The organism is Kocuria sp. LHG3120 (assembly GCF_049897445.1).
GTDB lineage: Bacteria > Actinomycetota > Actinomycetes > Actinomycetales > Micrococcaceae > Kocuria > Kocuria rosea.
In genome coordinates, this window is the sequence record NZ_JAFCWG010000004.1 from 318,243 (window position 1) to 345,211 (window position 26,969).

23 protein-coding genes and 1 pseudogene are annotated in these 26,969 nt (G+C 75.0%); 6 read left to right on the forward strand and 18 right to left on the reverse strand.

The features are described from left to right. Window positions 1-38: 38 nt before the first annotated feature. The gene (locus ACP7CD_RS10505) at window positions 39-1,754 is read right to left on the reverse strand and encodes an alpha/beta-hydrolase family protein (RefSeq protein ID WP_426120161.1); all 1,716 of its coding nucleotides are present in this window, start codon (window positions 1,752-1,754) and stop codon (window positions 39-41) included. A gap of 44 nt (window positions 1,755-1,798) precedes the next feature. Beyond that, window positions 1,799-2,197, reverse strand: a complete 399-nt coding sequence (locus ACP7CD_RS10510; protein WP_158279192.1) for a phage holin family protein — start codon at window positions 2,195-2,197, stop codon at window positions 1,799-1,801. Window positions 2,198-2,349: 152 nt separating this feature from the next. Between ACP7CD_RS10510 and ACP7CD_RS10515 the strand changes: the two genes are divergently transcribed. The 3 genes from ACP7CD_RS10515 to ACP7CD_RS10525 are packed head-to-tail and all read left to right on the forward strand — an operon-like array spanning window position 2,350 to window position 6,932. Further along, complete coding sequence (locus ACP7CD_RS10515; RefSeq protein WP_426120162.1) at window positions 2,350-5,169, forward strand: LuxR C-terminal-related transcriptional regulator; 2,820 nt, start codon at window positions 2,350-2,352, stop codon at window positions 5,167-5,169. Then, window positions 5,166-5,639, forward strand: a complete 474-nt coding sequence (locus tag ACP7CD_RS10520) for an SHOCT domain-containing protein (RefSeq protein ID WP_017833062.1) — start codon at window positions 5,166-5,168, stop codon at window positions 5,637-5,639. Before ACP7CD_RS10515 ends, ACP7CD_RS10520 begins: the two co-directional genes overlap by 4 nt. Window positions 5,640-5,681: 42 nt before the next feature. After that, window positions 5,682-6,932 (forward strand): phospholipase D-like domain-containing protein, encoded by a 1,251-nt coding sequence (locus tag ACP7CD_RS10525; RefSeq protein ID WP_051063743.1) that lies wholly within the window; start codon window positions 5,682-5,684, stop codon window positions 6,930-6,932. Between the two features lie 306 nt (window positions 6,933-7,238). Here the strand turns inward: ACP7CD_RS10525 and ACP7CD_RS10530 are convergent. Then, window positions 7,239-7,601, reverse strand: a pseudogene (locus ACP7CD_RS10530) (AI-2E family transporter); the annotation flags it as partial. Between the two features lie 134 nt (window positions 7,602-7,735). Here ACP7CD_RS10530 and ACP7CD_RS10535 point away from each other — a divergent pair. After that, complete coding sequence (locus ACP7CD_RS10535; protein ID WP_241975618.1) at window positions 7,736-8,815, forward strand: trimeric intracellular cation channel family protein; 1,080 nt, start codon at window positions 7,736-7,738, stop codon at window positions 8,813-8,815. A gap of 31 nt (window positions 8,816-8,846) precedes the next feature. Here the strand turns inward: ACP7CD_RS10535 and ACP7CD_RS10540 are convergent, their stop codons facing one another. The 14 genes from ACP7CD_RS10540 to ACP7CD_RS10605 form a co-directional block, all read right to left on the reverse strand. Next, the gene (locus ACP7CD_RS10540) at window positions 8,847-9,509 is read right to left on the reverse strand and encodes a GntR family transcriptional regulator (protein ID WP_035925743.1); all 663 of its coding nucleotides are present in this window, start codon (window positions 9,507-9,509) and stop codon (window positions 8,847-8,849) included. Between the two features lie 219 nt (window positions 9,510-9,728). Next, a complete protein-coding gene (locus ACP7CD_RS10545) occupies window positions 9,729-10,148 on the reverse strand; it encodes a DUF3151 domain-containing protein (protein ID WP_126346908.1) in 420 nt (139 codons plus the stop codon). Between the two features lie 122 nt (window positions 10,149-10,270). Then, window positions 10,271-11,293: a class II fructose-bisphosphate aldolase gene (gene fbaA, locus ACP7CD_RS10550; RefSeq protein ID WP_426120163.1), complete on the reverse strand. Its 1,023-nt coding sequence runs from the start codon at window positions 11,291-11,293 to the stop codon at window positions 10,271-10,273. A gap of 98 nt (window positions 11,294-11,391) precedes the next feature. Continuing rightward, entirely contained in the window at window positions 11,392-12,045 is a 654-nt protein-coding gene (locus ACP7CD_RS10555) for a TrmH family RNA methyltransferase (protein ID WP_109242990.1), read from the reverse strand. Further along, complete coding sequence (pyrE, locus tag ACP7CD_RS10560) at window positions 12,038-12,619, reverse strand: orotate phosphoribosyltransferase (RefSeq protein WP_017833050.1); 582 nt, start codon at window positions 12,617-12,619, stop codon at window positions 12,038-12,040. Before pyrE ends, ACP7CD_RS10555 begins: the two co-directional genes overlap by 8 nt. 25 nt (window positions 12,620-12,644) lie before the next feature. Continuing rightward, complete coding sequence (locus tag ACP7CD_RS10565) at window positions 12,645-13,403, reverse strand: SDR family NAD(P)-dependent oxidoreductase (protein WP_035925563.1); 759 nt, start codon at window positions 13,401-13,403, stop codon at window positions 12,645-12,647. A 65-nt stretch (window positions 13,404-13,468) separates the two neighbouring features. Beyond that, window positions 13,469-14,677 (reverse strand): acyl-CoA dehydrogenase family protein, encoded by a 1,209-nt coding sequence (locus tag ACP7CD_RS10570; RefSeq protein WP_109242991.1) that lies wholly within the window; start codon window positions 14,675-14,677, stop codon window positions 13,469-13,471. 124 nt (window positions 14,678-14,801) lie between these two features. Further along, entirely contained in the window at window positions 14,802-15,440 is a 639-nt protein-coding gene (locus ACP7CD_RS10575; protein ID WP_229587645.1) for a sulfate/molybdate ABC transporter ATP-binding protein, read from the reverse strand. A 29-nt stretch (window positions 15,441-15,469) separates the two neighbouring features. After that, window positions 15,470-16,276, reverse strand: coding sequence for an ABC transporter permease (locus ACP7CD_RS10580; protein WP_017833046.1), 807 nt, complete (start codon window positions 16,274-16,276; stop codon window positions 15,470-15,472). Beyond that, the gene (gene modA, locus ACP7CD_RS10585) at window positions 16,273-17,031 is read right to left on the reverse strand and encodes a molybdate ABC transporter substrate-binding protein (protein WP_017833045.1); all 759 of its coding nucleotides are present in this window, start codon (window positions 17,029-17,031) and stop codon (window positions 16,273-16,275) included. Before modA ends, ACP7CD_RS10580 begins: the two co-directional genes overlap by 4 nt. Window positions 17,032-17,038: 7 nt before the next feature. After that, a complete protein-coding gene (locus ACP7CD_RS10590; RefSeq protein ID WP_017833044.1) occupies window positions 17,039-17,437 on the reverse strand; it encodes a TOBE domain-containing protein in 399 nt (132 codons plus the stop codon). 61 nt (window positions 17,438-17,498) lie between these two features. After that, the gene (gene recQ, locus ACP7CD_RS10595) at window positions 17,499-19,304 is read right to left on the reverse strand and encodes a DNA helicase RecQ (protein ID WP_426120164.1); all 1,806 of its coding nucleotides are present in this window, start codon (window positions 19,302-19,304) and stop codon (window positions 17,499-17,501) included. After that, a complete protein-coding gene (locus tag ACP7CD_RS10600; protein ID WP_126346904.1) occupies window positions 19,301-21,655 on the reverse strand; it encodes a glycoside hydrolase family 65 protein in 2,355 nt (784 codons plus the stop codon). Before ACP7CD_RS10600 ends, recQ begins: the two co-directional genes overlap by 4 nt. 50 nt (window positions 21,656-21,705) lie before the next feature. Further along, window positions 21,706-22,569: an enoyl-CoA hydratase gene (locus ACP7CD_RS10605; protein ID WP_229587642.1), complete on the reverse strand. Its 864-nt coding sequence runs from the start codon at window positions 22,567-22,569 to the stop codon at window positions 21,706-21,708. A gap of 153 nt (window positions 22,570-22,722) precedes the next feature. On the opposite strand from ACP7CD_RS10605, the gene nadE reads away from it, so the two are divergent. Both nadE and ACP7CD_RS10615 read left to right on the forward strand, forming a co-directional pair. Further along, entirely contained in the window at window positions 22,723-23,547 is an 825-nt protein-coding gene (gene nadE / locus ACP7CD_RS10610) for an ammonia-dependent NAD(+) synthetase (RefSeq protein WP_035925543.1), read from the forward strand. 115 nt (window positions 23,548-23,662) lie between these two features. Beyond that, on the forward strand, window positions 23,663-25,405 hold the full coding sequence (locus ACP7CD_RS10615; protein WP_426120165.1) for a DUF222 domain-containing protein: 1,743 nt from the start codon (window positions 23,663-23,665) through the stop codon (window positions 25,403-25,405). 264 nt (window positions 25,406-25,669) lie between these two features. On the opposite strand, the gene ACP7CD_RS10620 is transcribed toward ACP7CD_RS10615, so the two are convergent. Further along, entirely contained in the window at window positions 25,670-26,962 is a 1,293-nt protein-coding gene (locus ACP7CD_RS10620; protein WP_051063742.1) for a CAP domain-containing protein, read from the reverse strand. Window positions 26,963-26,969 lie beyond the last annotated feature (7 nt).

Below are 26,969 nucleotides of genomic sequence, written 5' to 3' on the forward strand. Positions count from 1 at the left end.
GGCGGCCGGGACGACCGCGCCCCGCCCGGCCGCCGGCCTCAGTCCGCCCCGGCGTCCTCGTAGGGGTAGGCGGCGATGACCTCCCGGACGCGGTCCAGGGCCGGCCCGTCCAGGCCGTGCTCCGGCAGGACGGCGGCCCACGCGTCCACGGCGACGTCCCCGTAGTTGTGCCCGTGGCCGGCCGGGACGGCCTCGCCCAGGACCATGTCCACGGCCAGCTGGAGGTAGGTCAGGAGCGGGATCCACACCATCGCGTCGCTCACGTCCGCGGCGCGCCCGCCCTCGGCCTGCGATCCCGCCAGCCACTCCGGCCGCTGCCAGATCACGGCGGGGTCCAGCCAGGTGATGGGGTCCGTGGCGTGCTGGAGGTAGGCGATCCGCGGGCGCTCCCACGGCCCGGGCACGGCGTCGAAGTCCCCCGGGACGGAGAGCCAGCGCACGGTCCGGCCCTGGTCCAGGACCGGCTGCCACACGGGGCTGCCGGGGTCGCGGCCCTCCTGCAGGCTCCGCCAGGGCTGGGCGTTGTTCGGCGGGCCGGTGAACACGGCGCCGTCCGTGCGGCGGGTCATCTCCGGGACGTCGGCGAACACGGACTGCATCCCGGAGGCGCCGAGGCTCAGCCCGTACACCACCAGCCGGGGACGGTCCCCCGCCGGCATCCGCGCCCACTCGGCGTGCACGGCGTCGAACAGCGCCCGGCTCGAGGCGCGGGGCAGCTCCGGGGCGAAGAGGAAGGAGACCCAGCTGGGCTGGTAGGAGTACTGCGTGGCCACGATCGCCGTGCGCCCCGCGTTGAGGTACTCCACGGTGTCCACGGACTGGCGCTCGAGCCAGCCCGACCCGGTGGGCGCGGCCACCACCAGCACCTCCCGCTCGAAGCCGCCGGTGCGGCGCAGCTCGTCCACGGCCAGGGCGGCGCGCTCCTCGGCCGTCTCGGCCTGGTCCAGCCCCACGTAGACCCGCACCGGCTCCGCCGCGGGACGGCCCGTGACCTCCTCGATCTGCGCCGGGGTGGGCCCGCCGCCGACGAAGGCGCGGCCCTGCATGCCGAGCGCCTCCCAGCGCACCGGCGAGTCCCCGCCCGCCGAGCGCCACCGGGAGCCGGGCTCGGCCACGCCCTCGGGGGTCGTCGCGTCCCGTGCCGCGTAGACCCGGTCCGCCGCGGCCAGCACGCCGAGCACCACGAGCAGGACGGCCAGGAGGACGGCCGTGCCCGCGGCGGCCACGGAGACGGCCGAGGCCGCGCCCGCGCCGGCGCCGCGACGGCGGGCGAGGTCGCGGGCGCGCCGCCGCACGGCGCCCAGCGCGCCCAGGAGCCCCAGTCCCGCCGCGGAGGTCAGCGCCCAGGACAGCAGGAACGGGCCCAGCCCGGCGGCGGCCCGAGGGGGCATGTCCACGTTCGCGCGGACGTCGTTCTGCCACTCGACCACCAGGGCGGACAGGGCCAGCGAGCCCAGGACCACGAGGACGGCGGTCGCCGCCCACTCCCGCACGGCGGTCCGGCGGGAGCCGCGCCCGGAGCCCCGGGCCGGTGGGAGTCCGCCGGTGCGGCGGGCGGCAGCGGCCCGGAGCACGAGCCCCACGAGCAGGACCCCCAGGCCGTGGCCGAGCGTGAAACCGACCCCGGCGAGAAAGCCCTGGAAGACGGGCGGCCGCGGCAGCAGGGAGGGCGTCACCGCCGTCACGGAGAGGCCGAGCCCGAGCACGAGGCCGATCGAGCGCGCCACGGCGGGGGCGCTGGAACCGGGGTCCATGGCACGAGCGTAGTCGCCGCCCCTCCCGGCGCCTGCGGGGCGCTTCACCCGCGAGTGGCGGGGGCCGGACCGGTGCGCTGGGCGCGCGCGGCCAGGAGCCGATCGGCCACCAGGGACAGCACGGCGGCGAAGACCGAGATGAGCAGCGCCGCCAGCGCGGCGACGAGCAGCCCGGAGACGGCCAGCAGGCCCGTCAGGGCGGAGAAGACCCAGATGAGCACCGCGTTCACCGCCAGGGTGAGCAGCGCCAGCAGCACCACCGACCCCGGCTGGGGCAGCCGGGCGGTGACGAGCGGCACGAGCACGTTGCAGAGGCCGATGAACAGCGCCACCACCAGGTGGGAGAGCAGACCGCCCTGGATGGAGAACCCCGGGAGCAACCACGCGGTGAGCTCGACCGCCCCCGCCAGCACCGCCCACCGCACGAGAAGCGACACGACCATGGCTGTCTCCTGTCCTGCTGCGCCCCGCTGCCTGCCGGACGGTGCTCCCACTGTCGCGCCCACGGCCGGGCCCCGCATCACCCGCGACGGGTGATGCGGCGGGCCGGCCGGACACAATTCCGGCATCCGGGCTCCTGGAGTAGCCTCCAAGCATGACGGGCGAACGGAGCGGGGCTCGTCCACCGCCGCCGGAACCGCTGTCCGCCACGCGCTCCTCGATCCCCCGGGTGCCCGCCAGGACGGTGCGCCGCCCGCGTCTCGAGCGGATGCTCGACGCCGGGGTGGCCGCCGGCACCGTGGTCGTCTCCGCCCCGGCGGGGGCGGGCAAGACGCTGCTCGTGTCGGGGTGGGCCGCACCGCGCCGCCCGCCCGTGGCCTGGCTGTCGGTGGAGCCCGAGGACCGGGACCCCCAGCAGCTCTGGGCCCGCGTCCTGGCGTCCCTGCAGGCCGCGCCCGACGTCGGCCCCGGGAGCGCCCTGGCCGGTCTGCGCGCCCCGCCGACCCACGATCCCCGCTTCGTCGACCTCCTGGTGGAGGCCTGCGGGCTGCTCCCGGCGCCGCGGGTGCTCGTGCTCGACGACCTGCACCGCATCGCGGGCTCGCCCGCCGAGGAGACCCTGGCCGGGGCGGCCCGGAAGGACCTCGGCGCCCTCCGCCCGGTGATCGCCACCCGCAGCGACCCGGACCTGCCGCTGCAGCGGCTGCGGCTGAGCGGCCGGCTGACGGAGCTCCGCGCCGACGACCTCCGCTTCGACCCCGCGGAGGCCCTGGAGCTCCTCGCCGCCCAAGAGGTCGCCCCCACACCGCCGCAGCTGGCCGTGCTGCTGACGAGGACGGAGGGCTGGGCGGCAGGGCTCCGTCTCGCCGCGCTGGCCCTCGAGGGCGCCGAGGACGTGGACGCGGCCGTCCGCGGACTGGCCGGGGACCAGCGCGGTCCCGCCGACTACTTCACCGAGGAGGTCCTCGCGCAGCAGGAGCCCGCGCTGACCCGGTTCCTGCTCGACACCTGCGTGGTCCGGCGCGTCTCGGGCGAGCTCGCCGACACCCTGACGGGCCGCAGCGACGGCCAGCGGCTGCTGGCCAGGCTCGAGCACGAGAACCTCTTCGTGGTCGCCCTCGACGACCGGCGGGAGTGGTACCGCTACCACCACCTCTTCGCCGACCTGCTGCGCCACCGGCTCAGGGCGGAGGACCCCGCGCGGCAGGCCGTCCTGCACCGGCGCGCCGCGGGCTGGTTCGCGGCCCACGGGGAGCTGCTCGAAGCGGCCCGGCACCTGCGCGCGGCGCAGGACTGGCCGGCGCTGGCCCGGTTCGTCCTGCGCAGCGCCGGCGCGGAGGTCCTGGGCACGGACCGCGCGGCCGTCGTCGCGCTGCTCAGCGGCGTGCCGGACGAGCTGGTCGCCCGGGACTGCGAGGTGGCCGCCGCGGTCGCCGCCGTGCGCTACGCCGCCTACGACCCGGTGGGGGTCGCCTCCCACGCCGCGCGCGCCCGCGAGCTGCTGCTCCGGCTGTCCGCGCAGGACGCCCGGCTGACCACGGTGGTGCTCTCCACGCTCGACGCCGTTCTGGCGTGGATGCACGCGGACGCCACCGAGCAGGTCCGCCGTTCCAGGACCGCGATCCGGCAGCTGGACGAGGTGCTCCCCGAGGAGCTCCCGGCCGCCCCCGTGTACCGCATCGCCACCGCCACGGTGCTGGCCATGGGCCTCCTGTGGACCGGTGAGCTCGGCGCCGCCGAGACCACCCTCACCCGGACGGTGGCAGCTCTCGCGGACCGCTCCGCCATGACCCCGGTGCTCGCGCTGCACCTGCACGGGAACCTCGCCGCCCTGAAGGCGATGCGCGGCCAGCTGCGGGAGGCTCGCCGCGAGGTGGACGTCGCACTGGCCGTCGCGGAGGAGTCCGGCTGGACCTTCCTCCCGCTGACGGCCACGGCGTTCCTGGCGGAGGCGGTGATCCGGCTCCTGGAGCACGACGTCGGGGCCTGCGCCGCCGCCCTCGACCGCGGGAGGGCGTGCGTGGGCCGGGTGCCGGACCGCTACGCGGAGACCGGCCTGGCCCTGGTGGGCGTGCGGCTCGAGCTCTCGAAGGGGGACGTGACCGCGGCCCGGCACCTCCTGGGGCGACTGCGCGGGAGCACGCAGGACTGGGCGATGCCGGACTTCCTCGCCCAGTGGTGCGAGCTGGTCCGGGCCGAGATCCTCCTGGCGGAGGGACGGCCCGCCGCCGTCCCGGCGCTGCTCGGCGACCCGCCCGTCACCGCCCCGTCCCGGGGGCGGCCCCACGGGCACCGGATCGTCCTGCGGGCCCGGGCCCTGCTGGAGACCAACGACCCCGCGCAGTGCCTGCGGCAGCTGCAGCACCTGTTCCGGGAGACCGAGGTGGACGGAGGACCCGCCGTCGAGGCCTGGCTGCTGGCGGCCCTCGCCCACGACCGGCTCCGCGACGAGGTGCAGGCCCACGCCTGCCTCGGGCGTTGTCTGGCCGTGGCGGCCCCCGAGCACATCGTGCGCCCCTTCCTGCTCGTGGACGGGCAGCGGGTCAGGAGACTGCTGGAGCTGCACCGGCGGGCCGTGGGCACGCACCGGGAGTTCGTCGGGACCGTCCTGGACCTCCTCGGCGGCAGCACCCCCACCCGCGCACCGGCCGTGCTGGAGTCGCTGACCAGCCGCGAGCGCAGCGTGCTCCTGCTGCTGCCGACGATGATGAGCAACACGGAGGTCGGCGCCGAGCTGTACCTGTCGGTGAACACCATCAAGGCGCACCTGAAGTCCCTGTACCGCAAGCTCGGCGTCAGCACCCGGCGGGAGGCCGTGCTCCGCGCCCGGACGCTCGGCCTCCTGGAGCACACGACCCTCGACGGGTCCCCCGGATCACCCGCGCCGGGTGAGGCCCGGCCCGCGGCGGAGCGGGACCCTGGAGGTGAACCCGGGGACGCCGAGAGCCCCGCCGGACCGGGGAGGACCTCATGAACTTCTGGGAGTTTCTGTGGCTGCTGGTGATCTGGACGCCGCTGGCCCTGCTCTGGGGCGTGGCGCTGGTCGACATCACCCGCCGTGAGGACATCAGGGGCGGGACGAAGGTGCTGTGGGCGCTCGTGATCGTCCTGCTGCCGTTCGTGGGACCGCTGGTCTATCTCCTCACCCGGTCCGTCGGCGCCGCCGAGGAGCAGCGCCTCGCGGCGGCCCGGTCGCGTCCGGGGCCGGGTGACGGGGGCCGTGCCCACCAGCTGACGCTCCTGGCGGACCTCCGGGACCGCGGCGCGCTGACCGCCGGGGAGTTCGAGGCCGAGAAGGCCCGGCTCCTGGGCGACGGCTCCCCGGGCGCGGACGGGCCGACCGCCGGCGGCACGACCGCAGCACCGTCGTCGTCGACGGGTGGCGGCGCGGAGGACGGTGCGGAGGACGACGCCGCGGGCCGGGCGGCGGCGCGGACGGTCTGAGGCCGCCCCGCACCGCCGGCGGCGCCCGGGTAGGCTTCGCGGATGAGAATTCCTCGTTCCTCCGGGCCCCGCCTGCTCCGTTCGTTCGCCGTCCGCTCCGCCCTGGGCATGGTGGCCGTGCAGGCGGCGGTGGTGGCCACCCTGGTGGCCACCGACGCGATCAAGCGCCGGAGCCGCTCGAGGCGCTCCGGGTTCCCCCGCCCGGGCACGTTCGAGCACACGGTCGCGGAGACCGGCACCACGATCTACACCTACGGCGAGGACCTCTACCGGGACATGCTCGCCGCGATCCGCGGCGCCCGGCACCGGGTGCTGCTGGAGACCTTCATCTGGAAGGACGACGAGGTCGGGCGCGAGTTCCTGGACGCCGTCAACGACGCCGCCGCCCGCGGTGTCGAGGTGCACGTCATGTACGACGGCTTCGGCAACCTCGTGGTGCCCCGCGGCTTCTACCGCTTCCACCCGGACGTGCACGTCTTCCGGTTCCCCGTCCTGCGCCCGCGCCTGCTGCTGAGCCCGCTGCAGGCGACCGGGCTGACCCACCGCAAGCTGCTGGTGGTCGACGACGAGGTCGGGTTCGTGGGCGGCTACAACCTCGGCTCGCTCTACGCCACGCAGTGGCGGGACACCCACGTGCGGCTCACCGGCCCCGCCGCCTTCGAGCTGGGCCACTCCTTCGCCGCGGTGTGGAACCACCCCTCGGCGCGGCGGCCGAAGCTCCCGCACGTGAACCCCGGCTCCTGGGACTCGCGGGTGCGCGCGATCAACAACATCCCGGCCAGCCTCGTGTACCCGATCCGCAGCGTCTACCTCGACGCGATCCACCGGGCCACGGACCACATCTACCTGACCACCGCCTACTTCATCCCCGACCAGCAGATCCTCTCCGCCCTGATCGAGGCGTCCCGGCGGGGCGTGGACGTGCGCGTCATCCTGCCCGAGGACTCCAACCACGTGCTCGCCGACTGGCTCTCCCGCGGCTTCTACTCGACCCTGCTGGCCGCGGACATCACCGTGCTGCTCTACCGCCACGCCATGATCCACGCCAAGACCGCGACGATCGACGGGCAGTGGTCGATCGTCGGCACCGCCAACATCGACCGGCTGAGCCTGGGCTTCAACTACGAGACGAACCTCGAGATCCACGACCGGGACGTCGCCGCGGACATGGAGGCGGTCTTCGCCGCCGACAGCGAGAACTGCCGGGAGCTGACCGCGGGCCGGTGGGACGAGCGGTCCCCCGCGGCCTGGTTCGCCGAGACCGTCCTGGTGCCGCTGCGCCCCTTCCTGTGACGCCGTGGCCCTCCGGGGCCGCTCAGGCCTGCGCGTCCGGCTCGTCCCCGGCCGGGCGGGCCCGTCGTGCGGCCGCCCGCGGGCGTCGTGCCCCGTGGCCCCGAGCCGGCCGCCGGGACGGTGCTGGTAGCGCATCCGCTGGTACTTCCACCGCTCCGCCATGCTCGCCTTGGACCGGGCGGTGTCCTGGGGGTCGAGCGGGTCCGGTCCCAGCACCGGGTCCTCCCCCGCCTGGTACCGGTCGCTCCACACCTGGATCACGGCCCAGCCCACCGCGGTGATCGGCACGGCGAGGATGGCCCCGAAGATCCCGCCGACGATGGTGCCCACCGTGAGGGCCAGCAGCACGACGATCGCGTGCAGGCTCAGGGTCCGGCCCATCACCACGGGCTGGAGGAGGTCGCCCTCGATCTGGTTGACGACGACGACGCCGGCCACGATCAGGGCGGTCCACGGGCCGTTGGTCACGAGCGCGACCAGGGCGGCCCGGATCCCCGCGGCCGTGGCGCCGACGATCGGGACGAACCCGCCGATGAACACGATGACGGCCAGCGGCAGCGCCAAGGGCACCCCGAGCAGGGCCAGGGGCACCCCGATGAACACCGCGTCGACGGCGGCGACGACCGCGGTGCCGCGCACGTAGCCGCCGCGCACGTAGCCGCCGAGCACCTGGACCGCCGGGCACCTGGACCGCCCGGTCCCCGGACTCGGCGAGCCGCGCCCGGGTCCCGCCGTGGAACCAGCGCAGCGTGAAGTTCCACATCTTCGCGCCGTCCTTCAGGAAGAAGAACAGGACGACGGTCATGAGCACCACGCCGGCGAGGAACTCGGTGGCGGCCGTGAGCCCGCTGATGGCTCCCCCGGCGAACGCGCTGGACGTGAGGAAGTCGGTGGCCCGCTGGAGCAGCGCGTCCAGGGAGGCGGTGTCCACGGGCAGGGGCCCGGACATGATCACGCACTGCAGCTCCTCCCACCCCTCCACGGCCGAGGCCGAGAGGTTGTCCCACTCGCTGCGGACCGCGAGCACGATGCCCGTCACCACCCCGCCCACCAGAGCGAGGATGCCCAGGAACGCCGCCGCGGTGGCCAGCAGGGGCGCGGGAGACGGTGCTACCCTCGGGCGTCGGCGTGACGCGGGAGAGGCGGTGGTGGTCGTGGTGGCCGTGGAGGATCTCGACCCGAGCGCGGCCTTCGACGCCGTCGACCTGCTCGGCGTGCTGACCAACGGCGTCCTGGGCGGGGTGGTGGCGCGCCAGCTGAAGATGGACCCCGTCGGCTTCGCGTTCCTGGCCGTCGTCTCCGCGCTCGGCGGGGGGCTGCTGCGCGACACCCTCCTGCAGGTCGGTTTCCCCGTGGCCCTGACCAACCCCGCGTACCTGATCACGGCGATCGCCGGCGCCACCATCGCGTTCTTCCTGCAGTTCCGGGGGAAGTGGACCAACCGCGTGCTGGTGGTGGCCGACGCCCTGGCCCTGGGCTGCTGGGCGGCGACGGGCACGGGCAAGGCCCTCGACGTGGGACTGACCTGGCTGCCGGCCGTCATGATCGGGGTGATCACCGCCGTGGGCGGCGGGATGATCCGCGACATCGCGGTGGGGCGGGTGCCGATGATTTTCGGCGGCAACACCCTCTACGCGACCGGGGCAGTGATCGGCAGCGCCGAGATGGCGGTGCTGCACGGCCTGGGCTACCCCAACTGGGGCATGGCCGCGGCGATCCTCACCGCCGCCACGGTCACCGTGGTGGCCCGGCGCCGGGGGTGGCGGCTGCCCGGGGCGGGCGAGTGGAACGTGCGCCTGCCCCGCAGGGACTGGCCCCGCCCGATGTGGCGTCCGCGCCGGCCCGGCGGCCCCGGCCGCGGCGAGGAGCCCGGCGCGTCCTGACGCCCCGCGCGCGGGCAGGGGCGCGGCCCGGTCAGGCGCCCAGGACCCGCTCGAGTCCGTCCTGCATGTGGGCCCGCAGCAGCGTGTCCGCACGGTCCGCGTCCTGCGCGTCGAGCGCCTCCGCGATCTCGGTGTGCTCCCGGAGGCGGGCGTCGGCGGACCCGTAGGTCCCCTGCATGCCGGTCAGGGACATCCGGATCTGGGTGAGCAGCGTCCGGTGCATGCCGAGCAGCCGGGGGCTGCCGGCGAGCTCCACGAGCAGCTCGTGGAAGTGCAGGTCCGCCTCCGACATCGCGCGCCCGTTCGGCTCCGGGGCGGCGGCCCGCATCTCGGCCAGCGGCACGGCCAGCGCCTCGGCGGCCCGGGGCCCGGTGCCCGTGGCCACGATCCGGCGCACGGCCGCGCACTCCACGGCCTCCCGGGCGAGGTACATGTCCCGGACCGCGTCCTCGGTCAGCTCCATCACGAACAGCCCGCGGTTGCGGTGGCCCACGAGCAGGCCCTCCTGCGTGAGCCGCTGCATGGCCTCGCGCAGGGGTCCCCGGCTCACGTTGAGCTCCCTGGCCAGCTCCTGCTCCACGAGCTGGCTCCCGGGCGGGAAGCGGCCGTCGGCGATGGCCTCCCGCAGGATCCTGGCGATGAGCGCAGGGGTCGACTCCTGGACCACGGGGGGAAGGGCCGACCGGGCTGCCATGCTGCTCTCCATCTCTCGTCCGGGTCTCTCCTCCGGCCCGGGGCGAGTGGACCCGGTGCGGCTTGATTGTCGACAATCAAACTGTAAGCCGGTGCCGGACGAGATCCAACTCCTCAGGTCCGAGGCGGCGCTCGACGGAGGCCTCCGGGGAAGGACGCGGACACGACGAGGGCCCGGGAGCCGTCCTCCGACGTCCCCCGGGCCCTGGCGACCGCCGGGTCAGCGCTGCAGCTGCTCCGCGGCGGTGGGGTCCGAGTCGTTGAGGAACTTCTGGATCCGCTCGGCCTCGTCGAACTCGCCGATGGCCGCGGCGGCCCGGCCCAGGGCCGCGAGCGCCCGCAGGAAGCCGCGGTTGGGCTCGTGGGAGAACGGGACGGGCCCGTGGCCCTTCCACCCGTGGCCGCGCAGGGCGTCGAGGCCACGGTGGTAGCCCACGCGGGCGAAGGCGTAGCCCTCGAGGACGCGGCCCTCGGCGAGGGCGTCCTCGGCGCACATGGCCCACGCGAGGGATGCCTTCGGGAAGCGCGCGGCGAGGTCCTCCGCCTCGTCGCCCGCCTCGATGCGCTCGACCAGGCCCGGGTCCTCGGTGAGGAAGGTGGGCTCGGGGCCGCCGAGCAGGTTCTTGCCGGTGAGACTCATGGGGGACGGGGGTCCTTTCGGTGCGCGGGACTTCGGGGGCGTGCGGGACGGGCGCGGGAACGACGGCGGCGCCCCGCTCGGGCAGGACGCCGCCGTCGTGCTCCGCAGCCGCGGAGGGGCGGCTACTTGACGGAGGTCCCGGCGGAGCCGAGGTTCTGGCAGGCCTCGACCACGCGGGCGGCCATGGACTCCTCGGCCAGGGCCCCCCACACGCGCGGGTCGTACTTCTTCTTGTTGCCGACCTCGCCGTCGATCTTCAGGACGCCGTCGTAGTTGGCGAACATGAACCCGGCGATGGGGCGGGTGAAGGCGTACTGGGTGTCGGTGTCCACGTTCATCTTGACCACGCCGTAGGAGACGGCGTCGGCGATCTCCTGGGCGGAGGAGCCGGAGCCGCCGTGGAAGACGAGGTCGAACGGGCGGTCCTGGCCGAGCTTCTTGCCGACCTCGGCCTGGATCTGCTGCAGCAGCTCGGGGCGCAGCTTGACCCCGCCGGGCTTGTACACGCCGTGCACGTTGCCGAAGGTCAGGGCGGTGAGGTAGCGGCCGTTCTCGCCGGCGCCGAGGGCCTCGACCGTGGCGAGACCGTCCTCGACGGTGGAGTACAGCTTCTCGTTGATCTCGTTCTCGACGCCGTCCTCCTCGCCGCCGACCGCGCCGATCTCGACCTCGAGGATGATCTTGGCCTTGTTCGTGCGGGCCAGCAGGTCCTGGGCGATCCTGAGGTTCTCGTCGAGCTCGATGGCGGAGCCGTCCCACATGTGGGACTGGAAGATCGGGTCCTCCCCGCGGGCCACGGCCCGCTCCGACTCCTCGAGCAGCGGCAGCACGAAGCCCTCGAGCTTGTCCTGCGGGCAGTGGTCGGTGTGCAGGGCGATGTTGACGTCGTAGTTCTTGGCGACCTCGCGGGCGAAGGCGGCCATCGCGAGCGAGCCGTTGACCATGTCCTTGACGGAGGCCCCGGACCAGTAGGCGGCGCCGCCGGTGGAGGCCTGGATGATGCCGTCCGAGCCGGCCTCGGCGAAGCCGCGGATGGCGGCGTTGAGGGTCTGGGAGGAGGTGACGTTGATCGCCGGGTAGGCGAAACCCTTCTCCTTGGCCCGGTCGATCATCTCGGCGTAGACATCAGGGGTTGCGATGGGCATGCTGGCTCCTTCGGTTCGGGTGTGGCCTGGCTCCCACTCTAGCCAAAGCCGCGCCGCGGGACGACGGGGGACGGCGGGTGGACGCGGCGGGTCGCCCGTCAGGCGACCGGCTGGCCGAAGACGTGGCGCCGGATCCAGGCGTGCATCGCCACCGCGGCCGCCGCGGAGGCGTTGATGGAGCGGGTCGAGCCGAACTGGGCGATCGACAGGGTGGCCCCGGCCGCGGCGTGCATCTCGGGGCTCAGCCCCGGCCCCTCCTGGCCGAGCACCAGCACGCAGCGCTCGGGCAGGTCGTAGGTCTCGAGCCGCTGCGAGTCGGGGAAGTTGTCGATCCCGATCACGGGCAGGCCCTCGGCGTCCGCCCAGGCGGCGAACTCCTCGACGCTCGCGTGGTGGCGCAGGTGCTGGTACCGGTCGGTGACCATCGCGCCCCTGCGGTTCCAGCGCCGTCTGCCGACGATGTGCACCTCCCGGGCGAGAAACGCGTTGGCGGTGCGCACCACCGAGCCGATGTTCAGGTCGTGCTGCCAGTTCTCGACCGCCACGTGGAACCCGTGCCGGCGGGTGTCCAGATCGGCCACGATCGCGTCCATCGTCCAGTACCTATAGGCGTCCACGACGTTGCGCCGGTCCCCGTGCTCGAGCAGCTCCGGATCCCACTGCTCCCCCTCGGGCCACGGGCCCGCCCAGGGGCCGACGCCCACCGCGGGGCCCGGTCCCGCGGCGCCGGTCCCGTCGACGGGGTCAGTCAAGCCCGAGCTCGTCCTTCGTGAAGGCGTAGAGGCACGGCACGCCCGCCGTCTCCTCGATGCGCTCCTTGGCGCCGGTCCGCCGGTCCACGATGATCGCCACGGCCACCACGTTGGCGCCGGCCCGCTGCAGGGCCTCCACCGCGGTGAGCGCGGACCCGCCGGTCGTGGAGGTGTCCTCCACGACGACGACGTCGCGGCCCTGCACCGGGGGGCCCTCGACCTGGCGGCCCATCCCGTAGCTCTTCTGGGCCTTGCGGACCACGAACGTGTCGACGGCCCGGCCCTGGTCCCCCGCCGTGCGCATGATCGCGTGGCCCACGGGGTCCGCCCCCATGGTCAGCCCGCCCACGGCGGCGCAGGAGATCCCGGCCTCGTCGAGCAGCGCCAGCATCACCTGACCCACGTAGCGCGACGCCTCGTGGTGGAGGGTCACGCGGCGCAGGTCCACGTAGTAGTCGGCCTCGATGCCGCTGGCGAGCGTGACCCGGCCCCGCACCACGGCGAGGTCGATGATCAGCTGGCGGAGGCGGTCGCGGGCCGTCGCGAGGTCGACGGGCGAAAAGTCGGTGGTCATGGGCCCCAGTCTATGGGGCGGTCTCTCAGCGGGGCGCCATGCGCAGCGCCCCGTCCATCCGGACGGTGGTGCCGTTAAGGTAGTCGTTGTCGAGGAACGCCGCCACGAGCTGGGCGAACTCCCCGGGCCGGCCGAGCCGGCGCGGGAACGGCACACCCGCCGCGAGCGCGGCCCGGAACTCCTCGCCCACCGCCGCGAGCATGGGCGTCTCGATCACGCCGGGGGCGATGGTGTTCACCCGGATGCCGGCGCTCGCGAGGTCCCGGGCCGCGGTGAGCCCTAAGCTGTGCACCCCGCCCTTCGACGCCGCGTAGGCGGCCTGCCCCACCTGCCCCTCGAACGCGGCGACGGAGGCCGTGTTGACGACCAGCCCGCGCTGGCCGTCGTCGTCGACGGGGTCGGTGGCGGCGATCCGCTCCGCGGCCAGGGCGAGGACCGTGAAGGTGCCGAGGAGGTTCACGCGCAGCACGGTCTCGAACAGGTCGAGGTCGTGCACCCCCTTCTTCCCCAGCACCCGGGCCGAGGGGCCGATGCCGGCGCAGTTGACCACGGTGCGCAGGGGCCCGGCCCCGGCCGCGGCCGCGACGGCCCCGCGCACCTGCTCCCGGTCGGTGACGTCGGCGGGCACGCGGGTGACGCCGGGGACGTCGGGGGCGTTCTCGAGCGCGGCCGGGAGGTCCACGCCGAAGACCCGCACGCCGCGCCCGGCGAGCATCGCGGCGGTGGCCGCGCCGAGGCCCGAGGCGGCGCCGGTGACGAGGGCGGAGGTGTCGGTGACGTCCATGCGGGGTCCTTTCGGAAGGAGCTGCTCGGGGCGGTGGGGGCCGGACGGTGGTGCGGGGACCCGGCTCAGACGAACGCGGAGACGCCGGTGACGGCGCGGCCCACGATCAGGGCGTTGATCTCGTAGGTGCCCTCGTAGGTGTAGAGGATCTCGACGTCGTTGAAGAGCTTGGCCATCTCGTGGTCGGTGACCACGCCGTTGCCGCCGAGCAGGTTCCGGCCCAGGGCCGCGGACTCGCGGGCCAGGGACGTGGTGGTGGCCTTGGCCAGCGCGGCGTGGGGCATGTCGAAGCCCCCGTCCTCCTGGAGCCGGGCGATCTGGGCCATGAGGCCCAGGGCGGCCGTGGCGTTGCCGAGGATCCGGGCGAGGGGCTCCTGGACGAGCTGGAACTTCGCGAGCGGGCGGCCGAACTGCCGCCGGGTCAGGGCGTAGTCGCGGGCGACGTCGAAGATCGCGAGCTGGACCCCGGCGCTCTGCCAGCCCACCCAGGCGCGGGAGTTGCGCAGCATCACGTTGGCCGCGGCGAAGTCCTGCGCCCCGGGCAGGGCGTTGTCCGCCGGGATGCGGACCTCGTCCAGGACGATGTCGGCGTTCTGCATGATCCGCAGCCCGATCTTGTGCTCGATCTTCGTGGCGGACCAGCCCGGCCGGTCGGTCTCCACGAGGAAGCCCTTGACCTTCCCGTCGGCGGTGTCGCGGGCCCAGACGATCGCGACGTCGGCGATCGTGCCGGCGCCGATCCAGCGCTTGGTCCCGGTGAGCACCCACTCGTCCCCGTCCCGGGTCGCGGTGGTGGCCAGGCCGCCGGCGATGTCGGAGCCGTGCTCGGGCTCGGTGAGGGCGAAGGCGCCGAGGGCCCGGAAGCGGCGCAGGTCGGGCAGCCAGCGGTTCTTCTGCTCCTCCGAGCCCAGGGCGGCGATCAGGTCAACGATGAGCTCGTTGTGGATCCCGACGAGGGCGCTCAGCGACACGTCGGCCCGGGCGACCTCGGCGTAGGCCAGGCCCCGGTAGAGCCGGCTCGCCCCGGAGAGCTCGAGCTCGCCGAGCCCGTGGGCGGCCAGCGCCGGGAGCAGGTGGGACGGGAACTCCTCGCGGTTCCAGTAGGGCGTGACCACGGGGCGGACCTGCTCCTGGAGGAAGGTGTGCAGGTCGGCCAGCCGGGCGCGCTCCTCCGGGGGGAGCAGGGCGGCGAAGCAGAAGAGGTCGGCGTCCGGGAAGGGGATGCCGGGGTGCTGCTCCACGGACGGGGATTCGCCGCGCAGGACGGGAGTCATGGGTGGTCCTCTCGTCGGCCCGTCACGACGGGGTGGGTCGTGTGAGCCGGGTCATACGAAAACGGTGGTGGTCCCGATCGTACTGCGCGGGCCGGGGAGGCGCCGGAGCGTTCCGGCGCGGTGCTCAGCCCGCCGCGACCCGGCCGTGCTCGAGCACCACGACGTGCTCGGCGAGGGCGGCGGCGTCCCCGGGGTCGTGGCTGATGACCAGGGCCGTGCGCCCCGCCAGCACCCGGACCAGCAGCTCGCGGACGAGGGGCCGGGCGGCCGCGTCCAGGGCGGAGAACGGCTCGTCCAGCAGCAGCAGCCGCGGCTCGGCCGCCAGGGCCCGGGCGATCGCCACGCGCTGCGCCTGGCCGCCGGAGAGCTGGGCCGGGCGGCGGTCGGCGAACTGCTCGGCGCCCACCTCGGCGAGCCAGTGCCGGGCGGCGGTCCGCGACCGGGCCCGGCCCGCCCCGCGGCTGCGCGGGCCGAAGGCCACGTTCTCGAGCACGCTCAGGTGCGGGAACAGCAGCGGCTCCTGCGCCATGAGCGCGATGCCGCGCTCGTGCGGGGGCACCCAGCGCCCGCGCCCCGTGGCGTCGAGGTCGAAGAGCACGGTCCCGTCGAGGGTGCACCGGCCGGTGTCCGGCACGAGCAGCCCGGCGAGGACGGCGAAGAGGGTGGACTTCCCCGCGCCGTTGTGGCCGGTCACCGCCACGGTGGCCCCCGGCGGGACGCTCAGCGAGAGGTCCACGTCCCGGGCGGCCAGCCGGGCGGTCACGGACAGCCCCTCCGTCGCCGCCGGCCCGGTCACCGCCGGCCCGCCGTCCGGCGCACGGGGGCGGAGAGCCCCACGACGAGGACCGCCACGACCACGAGCACGAGCGAGAGGGCGACGGCGGCGTCCGGGTCCGTCTCCCGCAGCAGGTAGATCTCCAGGGGCAGGGTCCGGGTGGTCCCCTGCAGGCTGCCGGCGAAGGTCAGGGTGGCGCCGAACTCGCCCAGGCAGCGGGCGAAGGAGAGCACCGCGCCGGAGGCCAGCCCCGGCAGCACCAGCGGGAGGGTGACCCGGCGCAGCACGGTGGTGGGCCGGGCGCCGAGCGTGGCCGCGACCTCCTCGTAGCCCGCCGCCGCGCTGCGCAGCGCGCCCTCGAGGCTGACCACGAGGAACGGCAGCGCCACGAACGTCTGGGCGAGCACCACGGCCACGGTGGTGAAGGCGATGCTGATCCCCGCCAGCTCGAGGTGGCGCCCCACGAGCCCGTGGCGCCCGAAGGTGTGGAGCAGGGCGATCCCGCCGACCACGGGCGGCAGCACGAGCGGCAGCAGCACCAGTGCCCGCAGCAGCCGCGCCCCGGGCAGCCGGGCGCGGGCCAGCACCAGGGCCAGCGGGGTGCCCAGCAGCACGCACAGCGCGGTGGAGACGGTCGCGGTGCGCAGGCTCAGCCACAGCGCGGTGCGGGAGGACTCGGAGGTGATCAGCCCGAGGAAGCCGCCCCCGTCCACCCGGGCGAGCATCCCGAGGACCGGCAGGACCACCACCAGGGCGCCCAGGGCCGCCGGGATCCACACCCAGCCGGGGACGGTGCTGAACCCGCGGGGAAGACGCCGGGTCACGGCGCCCCGAACCCCGCCCCGGCCAGGACCTCCCGGCCGCGGTCGCCGGCGACGAGCTCGGTGAACTGCCGGGCGAGCTCCGGCTCGTCGGAGTCCGCGAGCGCGGCGACGGGGGAACGGGTGACGGCCTGCGCCGCCTGCGGGACCTCGACGACCTCGACCGCGTCCCCGGCCGAGCGTGCGTCCGTGGCGTAGACCAGGCCGGCGTCCGCCTGGCCCGAGACGACCTTGCCGAGCACGTCCGTCACGGAGCCCTCCTCGCTCACCGGGCTCAGCCGCACGCCCGAGGCATCCTGGGCCCGCTCGCCGGCGGCGCCGCACGGCACCTGCGGGGCGCACACCACGACCTGCACGCCCGGCTCCGCCAGGTCCCGGAAGGACGCGACGCCGGCGGGGTTGCCGGCGGGCACGACCACGGTCAGGACGTTGGTCGCGAAGACCTCGGGCTCGCCGTCGACGAGGCCGGCCGCCACGGCCCCGGCCATGCTCCGCTCGTCCGCGGTGGCGAGGACGTCGGCGGGCGCCCCCTCCGTGAGCTGCTGGACCAGGGTGGAGGACCCGGCGAAGCTCAGGGACACCTCGATCCCCGGGTGCTGCGCCTCGAACTGCTCGGCGAGCTCGGTGAAGGTGCCGGTGAGGGAGGCGGCGGCGTGGACGTCGAGAACGGTCGCGGGGTCCCCGCCGGCCCCGCACCCGGTGGCGCCGAGGCCGAGGGCGGCGAGGAGGACGGCCGCGGCGGGGGCCCTGGTGCGCACCGCCGCCTCACGCCCCGGGGGTCTCGACGACGACACTGGTCGACTTGACGACGGCCGTGGCCACGCGGCCGGGCTCCAGGCCCAGGTCCCGGACGGCCTCGGTGCTCATGAGCGAGACCACCCGGTGCGGGCCGCACTGCAGCTCCACCTGGGACATCACGGTGTCCGAGACGACCTCGGTGACCAGTCCCACGAACCGGTTGCGCGCCGAGCTGGCGACGTGCGCGGGGTCCTCGGGCCGGACGGCGCGCTCCTTGAGCAGGCGGGCCAGCTCCAGTCCGTCCACCACGGTCTGGCCGGTCGCGCTCCGGGTGCTGTGCAGCGCGCCCTGGTCGATCCAGCGCCGGACGGTGTCGTCGCTGACGCCGAGGAAGCGGGCGGCCTCGGCGATCCTGAGCTCGGTCATGGCGCCATGCTATCCGCATCTACGGTCATTCGTCCGGCACGGCATCCGCAGGTGCGGATCATCAGGTGTCGGCGACGACCTGGCGGACGGCCTCGCCGTAGCGCTCGAGCTTGGCGTCGCCGACACCGGAGATGCCGCGCAGCTCCCCCAGCGAGCTCGGCCGGGCCTGGGCGATCGCGGCGAGGGTCGCGTCGTTGAAGACGACGTACGCGGGCACGCCCTGCTCCTTGGCCACGGCGGAGCGCCAGGCCCGCAGCTGCTGGAAGAGCTCCTGCTGGGGCTGGTCGAGGACCGGCGGCGCGGCGGCGGTCCTCGGCGTGCGGACGGTCCTGGCCCGCTCCGGCTCGCGCCGCAGGCGCACCTCCCGCTGCCCGCGCAGCACCTCCCCGGCGGCCTCGGTGAGCGCCAGGACGCCGTACTCGCCCTGCACCTGGAGCAGGCCCTGGGCGAGCAGCTGGCGCACCACCCCGCGCCACTCCTGGTCGCTCAGCTCGGTGCCGATGCCGAACGTGGTGAGCTCGGTGTGGCGCATCCGCACCACCCGCTCGGTCTCCCGGCCGAGCAGGATGTCCACCAGGTGCCCGGCGCCGAACTGCTGGCCCCGCTCCCGCTGCAGCCGCACGATCGTGGACATGAGCTTCTGCGCCGGGACCGTGCCGTCGAAGGCCTCGGGCGGGTCCAGGCACGTGTCGCAGTTGCCGCACGGCTCGCTCGCCTCGCCGAAGTAGCGCAGCAGCTGCCGGCGGCGGCACTGCACCGTCTCGCACAGCGCGAGCATCGCGTCCAGGTGCAGCGTCTGGGCGCGCTTGCGCTGCCGGTCCCCCTCGCCGTCCTCGATCATCCGGCGCTGCTGGACGACGTCCTGCAGCCCGTAGGCCAGCCACGCCGTCGACGGCAGCCCGTCGCGCCCGGCGCGCCCGGTCTCCTGGTAGTAGCCCTCGACGCTCTTGGGCAGGTCGAGGTGGGCGACGAAGCGCACGTCGGGCTTGTCGATCCCCATGCCGAAGGCGATGGTCGCGACCATGACGACGCCGTCCTCGCGCAGGAAGCGGGTCTGGTGCTGCGACCGCACCTCGGCGGGCAGGCCGGCGTGGTACGGCAGCGCGGTGACGCCCTGGCCGGCCAACCACTCCGCGGTGCGCTCGACCGAGGCGCGGCTGAGGCAGTAGACGATGCCGGCCTCGCCGTCGTGCTCGGTCCGGATGAGCTGGAGCAGCTGCCGGCGGGCGTCCTTCTTGGGCCCGACCCGGTACTGGATGTTGGGCCGGTCGAAGCTGGAGACGAAGACCCGGGCGTCGTCCAGGCGGAGGTTGCGGACGATCTCCTCGCGCGTCTCCGCGGTCGCGGTGGCGGTGAGGGCGATGCGCGGGACCCCGGGCCAGCGGTCGTGGAGGATCGTCAGCCCGAGGTAGTCGGGGCGGAAGTCGTGGCCCCACTGGGCCACGCAGTGCGCCTCGTCGACGGCGAAGAGCGCGATGCGGGCGCGGTCGAGCAGGTCGGCCGCGACCGGGAGGCGCTCGGGAGCGAGGTAGAGCAGGTCGAGCTCGCCGGCCAGGAGTCGACGCTCCACGTCGCGGCGCTCCTCGAGGGTCTGGGTGGAGTTGAGGTACGCGGCGCGCACGCCTACCTGCTCGAGGGCGTCGACCTGGTCGTGCATGAGCGCGATGAGCGGGCTGATGACCACCCCTGTGCCCTCCCGGACGAGCGCCGGGATCTGGTAGCACAGGCTCTTGCCGCCGCCGGTGGGCATGAGCACGAGGGCGTCCTCGCCGCCGGTGACCGCGTCGATGATCTCGGCCTGCTGCCCGCGGAAGGCGTCGTAGCCCCAGACGCGGGTGAGCACCTCGAGGGGCGCGGGGCGCGTCACGGCGTGCGGGGGGCGCGCGGGGCGCGTCCCGGGGGCTGGTGCGGGGCGGGGGTGGGCGGGTGCGGCGTGTGCAGCGGCGCGGTCGCGGGGCGCTCGGCCGTGACGGCCAGGGCCTCGCCGTCGATCCGCAGCGCCACCTCGCCGGCATCCCCGTCCAGGACCCGCACGGTCGTGCCCGAGCGGGTGATCTCCACGCCGAGCCGGCGGCCGTGCCACCGGAGGCGGAAGGCGATCCGGTGCAGGCGCTCCGGGAGCCGGGGGGCCAGGCGCAGCTCGCCCCCGTCCGTGTCCAGTCCCCCGAACCCGCAGACCACGGCCAGCCACGACCCGGCGGCGGAGGCCAGGTGCAGGCCCTGCTCGGCGTCCTGCTGGATGTCCCGCAGGTCCACGAGGGCGGACTCGCGCAGGTGCTCGAGGGCGAGGTCCAGGTGGCCCACGCGGGCGCAGACCACGGCCTGCACGCAGGCCGAGAGGGACGAGTCGCGGACGGTGCGCTGCTCGTAGTAGTCCAGGTCCCGGGCGGTCTGCTCCGGGGTGAACGCCTCGGCGCACCACCACAGGGCGAGGACCAGGTCCGCCTGCTTGACGATCTGGCGGCGGTAGATCTTGGCGTAGTGGAAGTGCTCCTCCACGGGGTAGCCGTCGCGCTTGGCCTCGAAGTCCCACTCGCGGTAGGTCGTGAACCCCTCGTTGGAGGGGTGCACGCCGCGCACGGCGTCGTAGGGGATGTGGATCGCGTCCGCCAGGGCCCGCCACCGCTGGAGCTCGTCCGCCGTCACGGAGAGCCGCCCCACGTGCTCGGGGTGCTCCTCGCACGCGTCGGCGGCCGCCCGGAGGTTGCGCCGGGCCATGAGGTTGGTGAAGACGTTGTCATCCACCACGCCGGTGTACTCGTCCGGCCCGGTCATGCCGAGGAGGTGGATGCCGCCCTCGTGGTCCTCGTGCACCATGGCCGCCCACACGCGCGCCGTCTCCACCAGGACGTCGACCCCGCCGACCTCGGTGAGGTCCTCGCCGGTGGCGTCGGCCCACCAGCGGAAGGCCCGCGCGATGTCGGCGTTGACGTGCATGGCCGCGGTGCTGGCCGGCCAGTACGCCGACGTCTCGTGCCCGTCGATGGTGCGCCACGGGAAGGAGGCGCCGCCCAGGTCCAGGACCTGCGCCCGCTCCCGGGCCCGGTCCAGGGTCGAGGAGCGCCACTGCAGGAGCCGTGCGGCGTCCCGGGGGCGCAGCAGCGCCAGGGCCGGCAGCACGAAGCCCTCGATGTCCCAGAAGGTGTGCCCGCTGTACCCGCCGCCGGTCAGCCCCTTCGCCCCGACCGGGGCGCGGCTGACGCAGGCCGCCGCCTGCAGGAGCTGGAACAGGTCGAAGCGGATCGCCAGCTGCAGCTCGGGGTCGCTGTCGATCTCCACCTCGGCGCTGTCCCAGTACTCGTCCAGCTCCGCCCGCTGGTCGGCGAGCAGCCCGTCCCAGCCGCGCCGCCGCGCCCCGGTCATCGCGGCGAGCACCTGCTCCCGCAGGTCGGCCGAGGGGTCCGCGTCCGAGGACGCGTGGCAGAGGTACTTGACGAACCCCACCCGCTGCCCGGGCCGGAGGTCGGTCACGAGGGTGGTGACCACCTGGTCGTCGTCGCACTGCGTGCTCACGGCGCCGCCGGCCGGCATGTCGACCTCGTGCTCGACCGCCGCGGCCACCCCGATCTCGCTCCCGTGGGTGCGGTGGACCAGGACGCCGCCGGTCTCGTGGCAGCGGCTGAGGCGGGCACGGAACGGCTGCTCCAGGACCGCGGCCACGCGCGGGTCCTCGTTCTCCACCTTGGGCGGGGTGCCGTTGACGACCAGGTCGGAGCGCAGCACCGCCTGGACCGTGCGGTCCAGCGCCTCGACCTCGTAGCGGATCGCCGTGACGGAGCGCTGGGTCAGCGAGACCAGGCGGGTGGACGTCAGGCGCATCCGGGCGCCGCGCGGGGTGACCCACTCCGTCTCGCGGCGCAGCGTGCCCGCGCGCAGGTCGAGCACGCGGTCGTGCTGCTCCGGCGGGGACTCCCGGACATCCAGCGGCACCCCGTCCACCTGCAGGCGCACGGTGCTCCCGTCGGCCACGCCGATGATGGCCTGCCCGTGCTCCGGGTGCCCGTAGCCGCCCTCGGGGTAGGACAGCGGGTGGTACTCGTAGACCCCGGCCAGGAAGGTCCCGCGGGAGGCGCTGGGCTGCGCCTCGTCCAGCGTGCCCCGGATCCCGACGTACCCGTTGGACAGGGCGAAGACGGACTCCAGGGCGCCGTGCGCGCCGGGGTCGAGGGCGGACTCGCGGACCTGCCAGGCGGAGGCATCGTTCGACGGTTGAGGCATGGCACCACGTTAGCTCCCGCGGCCGGGCGGCACCCGGCCGCGGCGGGGGTTCAGCGGTGCGTGAACCGCGGCTCGCGCTTCTCCGCGAACGCGGCCATGCCCTCCTTCTGGTCCTCGGTGGCGAACAGCGCGTGGAAGAGCCGCCGCTCGAGGTGCACGCCCTGCGCGAGGGTGGTCTCGAACGCGGTGTCCACGGCTTCCTTGGCCGCGAGGACCGAGGGCAGGGACTTCGCCGCGATGGTCCCGGCGACGTCCAGGGCCTCCGCCAGCAGGTCCGCCGCGGGCACCACGCGGGAGACGAGACCCGCCCGCTCCGCCTCCGCGGCGTCGAGGTGCCGGCCGGTGAGGACCATGTCCATGGCCTTGGCCTTGCCCACCGCACGGGCCAGGCGCTGGGAGCCGCCCATCCCGGGGATCACCCCGAGGTTGATCTCGGGCTGCCCGAAGCGGGCCGTGTCCGCGGCGATCAGCAGGTCGCACATCATCGCGAGCTCGCACCCCCCGCCCAGGGCGTAGCCCGAGACCGCGGCGACCACGGGGGTGCGCACCCGGGTGAAGGCGTCCCAGCCCGCGAACCAGTCCGCGAGGTACATCTCCGGGGCGCTGCGCCCCGCCATCTCCTTGATGTCGGCGCCGGCGGCGAAGGCCTTCTCCGAGCCGGTGAGGACGATCGCCCCGATCCCCGGGTCGGTGTCCAGGGCGGTGGACGCGGCGACGACCTCCCGCAGGGTCGCGGCGTCGAGGGCGTTGAGCGCCCGCGGCCGGTTCAGGGTGATGATCCCGACCCTCCCTCGGGTCTCGACCAGGATGTTCTCGTACGTGCTCCCCGAGACGTTCCGTGAGGTGTTCCCGGAGGTGTTCCCAGGGGTGTCCTCGGCGGTGTTCCGGCGGTCGGTCCCGTGCTGCTCGCTCATGCTGCGCTCCTGGTTCGCTCGGTCGGTCGGATCCGGTGCTCCCGGGGGCGGCTCCGGTGCGGGGGCATGGCCCGCATCCTACGCAAGGGCCCCGCCGTTCCGGGACCGTGTTCCCCTTGCCCGCCCGGGCGCGGCCCGCACTAGCATGGGCCCATGCGGACACTGCAGGCAGCAATCATCGAAGAGATGGGCGTGAAGCCCGAGATCGACCCCGAGCAGGAGATCGAGGCGCGCGTCGGCTTCCTCTGCGACTACCTGCGGGCCAGCGGCACGAAGGGCTTCGTGCTCGGCATCAGCGGGGGCCTCGACTCCACGCTGGCCGGCCGGCTCGCCCAGCTGGCGGTCGAGCGGGTGCGCGCCGAGGGCGGCGAGGCGGAGTTCGTGGGCGTGCGCCTGCCCCACCGGAAGCAGCACGACGAGGAGGACGCCCAGGCGGCCCTGCGCTTCGTCGCCGCCGACCGCACCATCACCTACGACATCGCCCCGGCGGTGGACGGCTTCGAGCACGGCTTCGAGGGCGCCACGGACCGGGAGATCTCCGACTTCAACAAGGGCAACATCAAGGCCCGGATGCGGATGATCGCGCAGTACGCGATCGCCGGGGAGCACAACTACCTGGTGATCGGCACCGACCACGGCGCCGAGTCCGTGACCGGGTTCTTCACCAAGTACGGCGACGGCGGGGCGGACGTGCTGCCGCTGTTCGGGCTCGACAAGCGGCAGAACCGGCTCCTCGCGAAGACCCTCGGCGCCGAGGAGCGGCTGTGGGCGAAGGCCCCCACCGCCGACCTGCTCGACGACGCCCCGGGCCAGACCGACGAGGCCGAGCTCGGGCTGTCCTACGACGACATCGACGACTACCTCGAGGGCCGCGAGGTCGCCGACGCCGTGGCCGAGCAGATCGAGCACCGCTGGCGCATCACCCGGCACAAGCGCACGACCCCCGCCACGATCCTCGACGACTGGTGGCGCTCCTGACGCCCGGAGCACCCGCACCACCACGGAGCCGCGCACCCCGATCGGGGTGCGCGGCTCCGTCGTCGTCGGGGCCCCCACGGCTTAGCGAGTCTGAGGTGCTGGGGAGAATGGTTCCATGACGGCGACGGCGCAGCGGCGGACCCGGACCCCGGTGGCCGGGGAGGAGTCTCCGGCGCGGCCGGTGCTCGCCGAGGTGCACGACACCGCGGTGCAGGGCGCTCCCGGGCCTGCCGCCGAGGTGCGGGCTGCCGCGGCGGGCCTGGTGGAGGCCGCGGCGGCGGAGGCGCGGGCGGTGGGCGCACAGGTGCGCTGCATCCACCGGTTGTGGCTGGCCGGGCAGGCGGCGCGCACGGCGGCCCGGTTCCAGGCGATGGCGCAGGCCGAGGCCGAGATCGCCGCCGGCGGGTTCCTCCGCCCGGACCCGCTGAGCCCGCTGGCCGAGGCGGAGCACCAGCTGCTCGTGGACGTCGCGGCCGAGGTCGGTCCGGCCCTGCGGCTGCCGGCGGGCACGGCCCGGCGGCGGGTGGAGGACGCCGTGCTGCTGGCCGAGATGCTCCCGGAGGTCCTCACCGCCCTGGAGGAGGGCCGGATCGGCTCGCCCCAGGCCGCGGTGCTGGTCGATCAGTGGCGTGAGCTGATCACCCAGGCCCCGACCTGGGCCCCCGGCCGGTGCGACCCGCCGCCGGTGGCGGCCGTCGGCCGGCTGATCGCCGAGCTGCTGGACCGGGCCCCGCACGCCACCGCCGCGCAGCTGCGCGCGACCGCCCGCACCCGGCGGGCCGTGCTCGTGGCCGGCGCCGAGGAACGCGCCCGCCGCGCCGCGCGCAGGGCCCGGGCGGTGTGGGTGGAGCCGGCCGCCGACGGCACGGCCTGGCTGCACGCCCTGCTGGAGGCCCCGGTGGCCCTGGCCGTGCACGACCGGCTCGAGGACCTGGCCCGGCTGCTGGGCCAGGACGTCCCGGACCCCGCACGATCGGGGCGGCCGGGACCGCAGGATCAGGAAGAGTCCGTGCCGCGCTCGGTGTCGGAGCTGCGGGCCGACGTGCTGGCGGACCTGCTGCTGGACGGGGTCCTGCCGGAGAAGCCGGGCTTTCCGCGCGGAGTGCGGGCCCGGGTGAGCGTGCTGGTCCCGATCTCGGTGCTGACGTGCGCCGGCACGGCCGGGGGCGAGTCGGCCGGGGACGGGGTTCCGGTGCTGTCGGGCTACGGGCCCATCAGCGCGGAGGTGGCCCGTCAGCTGGCCGCCGGGGCCGGGGCGTGGCACCGGGTGCTGACCCACCCCGTGACCGGAGTGGTCCTCGACCACGACCGGACCGTCTACGCCGTGCCCCGGGACCTGCGCCGGCTGGTCGAGCTGCGCGACGGGACCTGTCGCTTCCCCGGGTGCCGGCGCCGGTCCGAGGCCTGCGATCTCGACCACACGGTGGCCTGGGCCCGGGGCGGGCCCACGGCCGAGCACAACCTGGCCGCCCTGTGCCGCCACCACCACCGGGTCAAGCACCGCCACGGCCACCTCGGGGCCTGGTCGGTGCGGCGGATCACCCCCGGCCCGCACGACGGCACCGCCCCGGGCACGGACGGCAGCCCGCCCGGAGGAACGGCCGGGGGCGCGGCCGGGCACGCCGCGGTCCTGGAGTGGACCTCACCGGGCGGGCTCGTGCACCGCACCGCACCCGAGCACACGGCTGCCCGCCCCGAACCCGAGCACACCGCTGCCGGCACCGCACCCGACTGCCGGAGCGCCCCGGCCACCGGCCGGCCGCCCGGCAACCCTCCGCCCGTGGGTCCGGCCGCTGATCCTCCGCCCGGCGGCCTCCGGCTCGACGACCTCCCGCCCGATGACCCCCCGCCGTTCTGAGACCGGCGAGCCCGCGGCCTCCTGGGCCCGGCTCCCCGAGGCCGGTGTCGTGGTGAGGTGGTCCGGACCGGCCGCGCGAGCGCGCCTGTTGCCCACGGCCGGGAACGACCCGCAGCCGTTTCCCCTGAGCATCCCCTCAGGTCACCAGGGCCGGAACCGCGGTGGAACCGCCGGACGATCCGACGAACCGTGCGCGCCACGTCGGAACACCCCCGGCTCGGCCGATCCCACCGCACGGAGAGACCGACTTCAACCGCTTCGGGCTCAGCGGGTGGCCCAGGTGCGCCCCGCGGCGTAGTGGACGGTGACGCCCTTCGAGAAGCGCTGGCGCACCTCGGCGCCGTAGCGGTACTCGTCGGTGACGGGGAAGCCCCAGCCGCGCTCGGAGCCGGCGGCCTTCCAGGCCCGCCCGATGGCCCCGTACTGCTTGACCGCGCGGGAGCCCGTCCCGGGACTCCACAGGAGCATGGTGGAGCGACCGTCGCGGCGGAAGACCTGGTACGCCCCACTGGTGGCCGGGCGCTCGTCCGTGACGGGCAGGCCGAAGTGGTGCTCCCGGCCGGCCGCGACCCACCGGCCGCCGATGGATCCGTAGTTCTTCACGGCCATCGCGCCGTAGCCGGGGGCCCAGTAGACGGTGGTGGTGCGGGTGCCCTTCCGGAACTGCTGGTAGACGCCGCCCTCGATCAGGCCGCCGCGCTCGTTCATGGTGGGCTCCCCGAGCACGGCCGCCCCGCCCAGACGGTGGTACTTGGTGCCGATCGCCCCCCGGACTGCGTAGGACGGCGCCGTCACCGGGGGTGCCGTCACCGGCGGCACGAACCCCTGCGCCGGGCTCGCGACCGTCCCGGGCACGGCCTGCCCGGCCGGATAGGCGTAGTAGTAGATCGTCAGGTAGGTCTCCCACCCGGGACCACCCGAGCCCGACGTGGCGACGTGACTGACCCCGATCCCGAGGTGGGTCAGGTCCCGGGCGAACTGGTCGGTCCCGTTGCGGGGGAAGAAGTCCAGCAGGTAGTGCGCGAGCGCCTCGACCGCCTCGACGCCCTCGAAGGGGCCGGTGAAGACGCCCTTCCCGTAGTACTGGTCCATCCGGATCCCGCCGGCAGGGGCGCCCGCCCAGGGGTCCGGGTTGCGGGACTCCTTGCGGGCCCCGGCCATGGTCTCCGCCCACTGCTGGGCGTTGCGGGACAGCGCGGTGTTGTAGACCAGCGGGGCGCGCCTCGCCTGGCCGCGGTGGTCGTTGACGATCTTGAAGGCCTCGGTGATGTCCTCGACCGTGGTCGGGTGGGCGCCGGCCGACGCCGCCCCGGCCAGGCCGCCGGCGGCCGGGTCCTCCGCGGCCGCCGGCGCCGGAACCCCGGCCGGGGCGGCGTCGGTGCCCGAGCCGCCGTGCAGGCTCAGGGCGGGCGCGCCCGCGGTGGCGGCCGGCTCGGCCGGACCGGACAGCTCGGGCAGATCGACCGGAGGAGTCGGGGCTGCGAGCGCCGCCGGAACTCCGCCGAGGAGGAGGGCGAAGGTGGTGGACACGACGAGCGCGGTCCGTGCGAGGTTCATGGGGGTC

What these genes read in the sequence shown, in the direction of transcription:
- ACP7CD_RS10505 (WP_426120161.1), bottom strand. Translation starts at nt 1,754, where the DNA reads ATGGACCCCGGTTCCAGCGCCCCCGCCGTGGCGCGCTCGATCGGCCTC.
- ACP7CD_RS10510 (WP_158279192.1), bottom strand. Translation starts at nt 2,197, where the DNA reads ATGGTCGTGTCGCTTCTCGTGCGGTGGGCGGTGCTGGCGGGGGCGGTC.
- ACP7CD_RS10515 (WP_426120162.1), top strand. Translation starts at nt 2,350, where the DNA reads ATGACGGGCGAACGGAGCGGGGCTCGTCCACCGCCGCCGGAACCGCTG.
- ACP7CD_RS10520 (WP_017833062.1), top strand. Translation starts at nt 5,166, where the DNA reads ATGAACTTCTGGGAGTTTCTGTGGCTGCTGGTGATCTGGACGCCGCTG.
- ACP7CD_RS10525 (WP_051063743.1), top strand. Translation starts at nt 5,682, where the DNA reads ATGAGAATTCCTCGTTCCTCCGGGCCCCGCCTGCTCCGTTCGTTCGCC.
- ACP7CD_RS10535 (WP_241975618.1), top strand. Translation starts at nt 7,736, where the DNA reads ATGAGCACCACGCCGGCGAGGAACTCGGTGGCGGCCGTGAGCCCGCTG.
- ACP7CD_RS10540 (WP_035925743.1), bottom strand. Translation starts at nt 9,509, where the DNA reads ATGGCAGCCCGGTCGGCCCTTCCCCCCGTGGTCCAGGAGTCGACCCCT.
- ACP7CD_RS10545 (WP_126346908.1), bottom strand. Translation starts at nt 10,148, where the DNA reads ATGAGTCTCACCGGCAAGAACCTGCTCGGCGGCCCCGAGCCCACCTTC.
- fbaA (WP_426120163.1), bottom strand. Translation starts at nt 11,293, where the DNA reads ATGCCCATCGCAACCCCTGATGTCTACGCCGAGATGATCGACCGGGCC.
- pyrE (WP_017833050.1), bottom strand. Translation starts at nt 12,619, where the DNA reads ATGACCACCGACTTTTCGCCCGTCGACCTCGCGACGGCCCGCGACCGC.
- ACP7CD_RS10565 (WP_035925563.1), bottom strand. Translation starts at nt 13,403, where the DNA reads ATGGACGTCACCGACACCTCCGCCCTCGTCACCGGCGCCGCCTCGGGC.
- ACP7CD_RS10570 (WP_109242991.1), bottom strand. Translation starts at nt 14,677, where the DNA reads ATGACTCCCGTCCTGCGCGGCGAATCCCCGTCCGTGGAGCAGCACCCC.
- ACP7CD_RS10590 (WP_017833044.1), bottom strand. Translation starts at nt 17,437, where the DNA reads ATGACCGAGCTCAGGATCGCCGAGGCCGCCCGCTTCCTCGGCGTCAGC.
- ACP7CD_RS10600 (WP_126346904.1), bottom strand. Translation starts at nt 21,655, where the DNA reads ATGCCTCAACCGTCGAACGATGCCTCCGCCTGGCAGGTCCGCGAGTCC.
- ACP7CD_RS10605 (WP_229587642.1), bottom strand. Translation starts at nt 22,569, where the DNA reads ATGAGCGAGCAGCACGGGACCGACCGCCGGAACACCGCCGAGGACACC.
- nadE (WP_035925543.1), top strand. Translation starts at nt 22,723, where the DNA reads ATGCGGACACTGCAGGCAGCAATCATCGAAGAGATGGGCGTGAAGCCC.
- ACP7CD_RS10615 (WP_426120165.1), top strand. Translation starts at nt 23,663, where the DNA reads ATGACGGCGACGGCGCAGCGGCGGACCCGGACCCCGGTGGCCGGGGAG.
- ACP7CD_RS10620 (WP_051063742.1), bottom strand. Translation starts at nt 26,962, where the DNA reads ATGAACCTCGCACGGACCGCGCTCGTCGTGTCCACCACCTTCGCCCTC.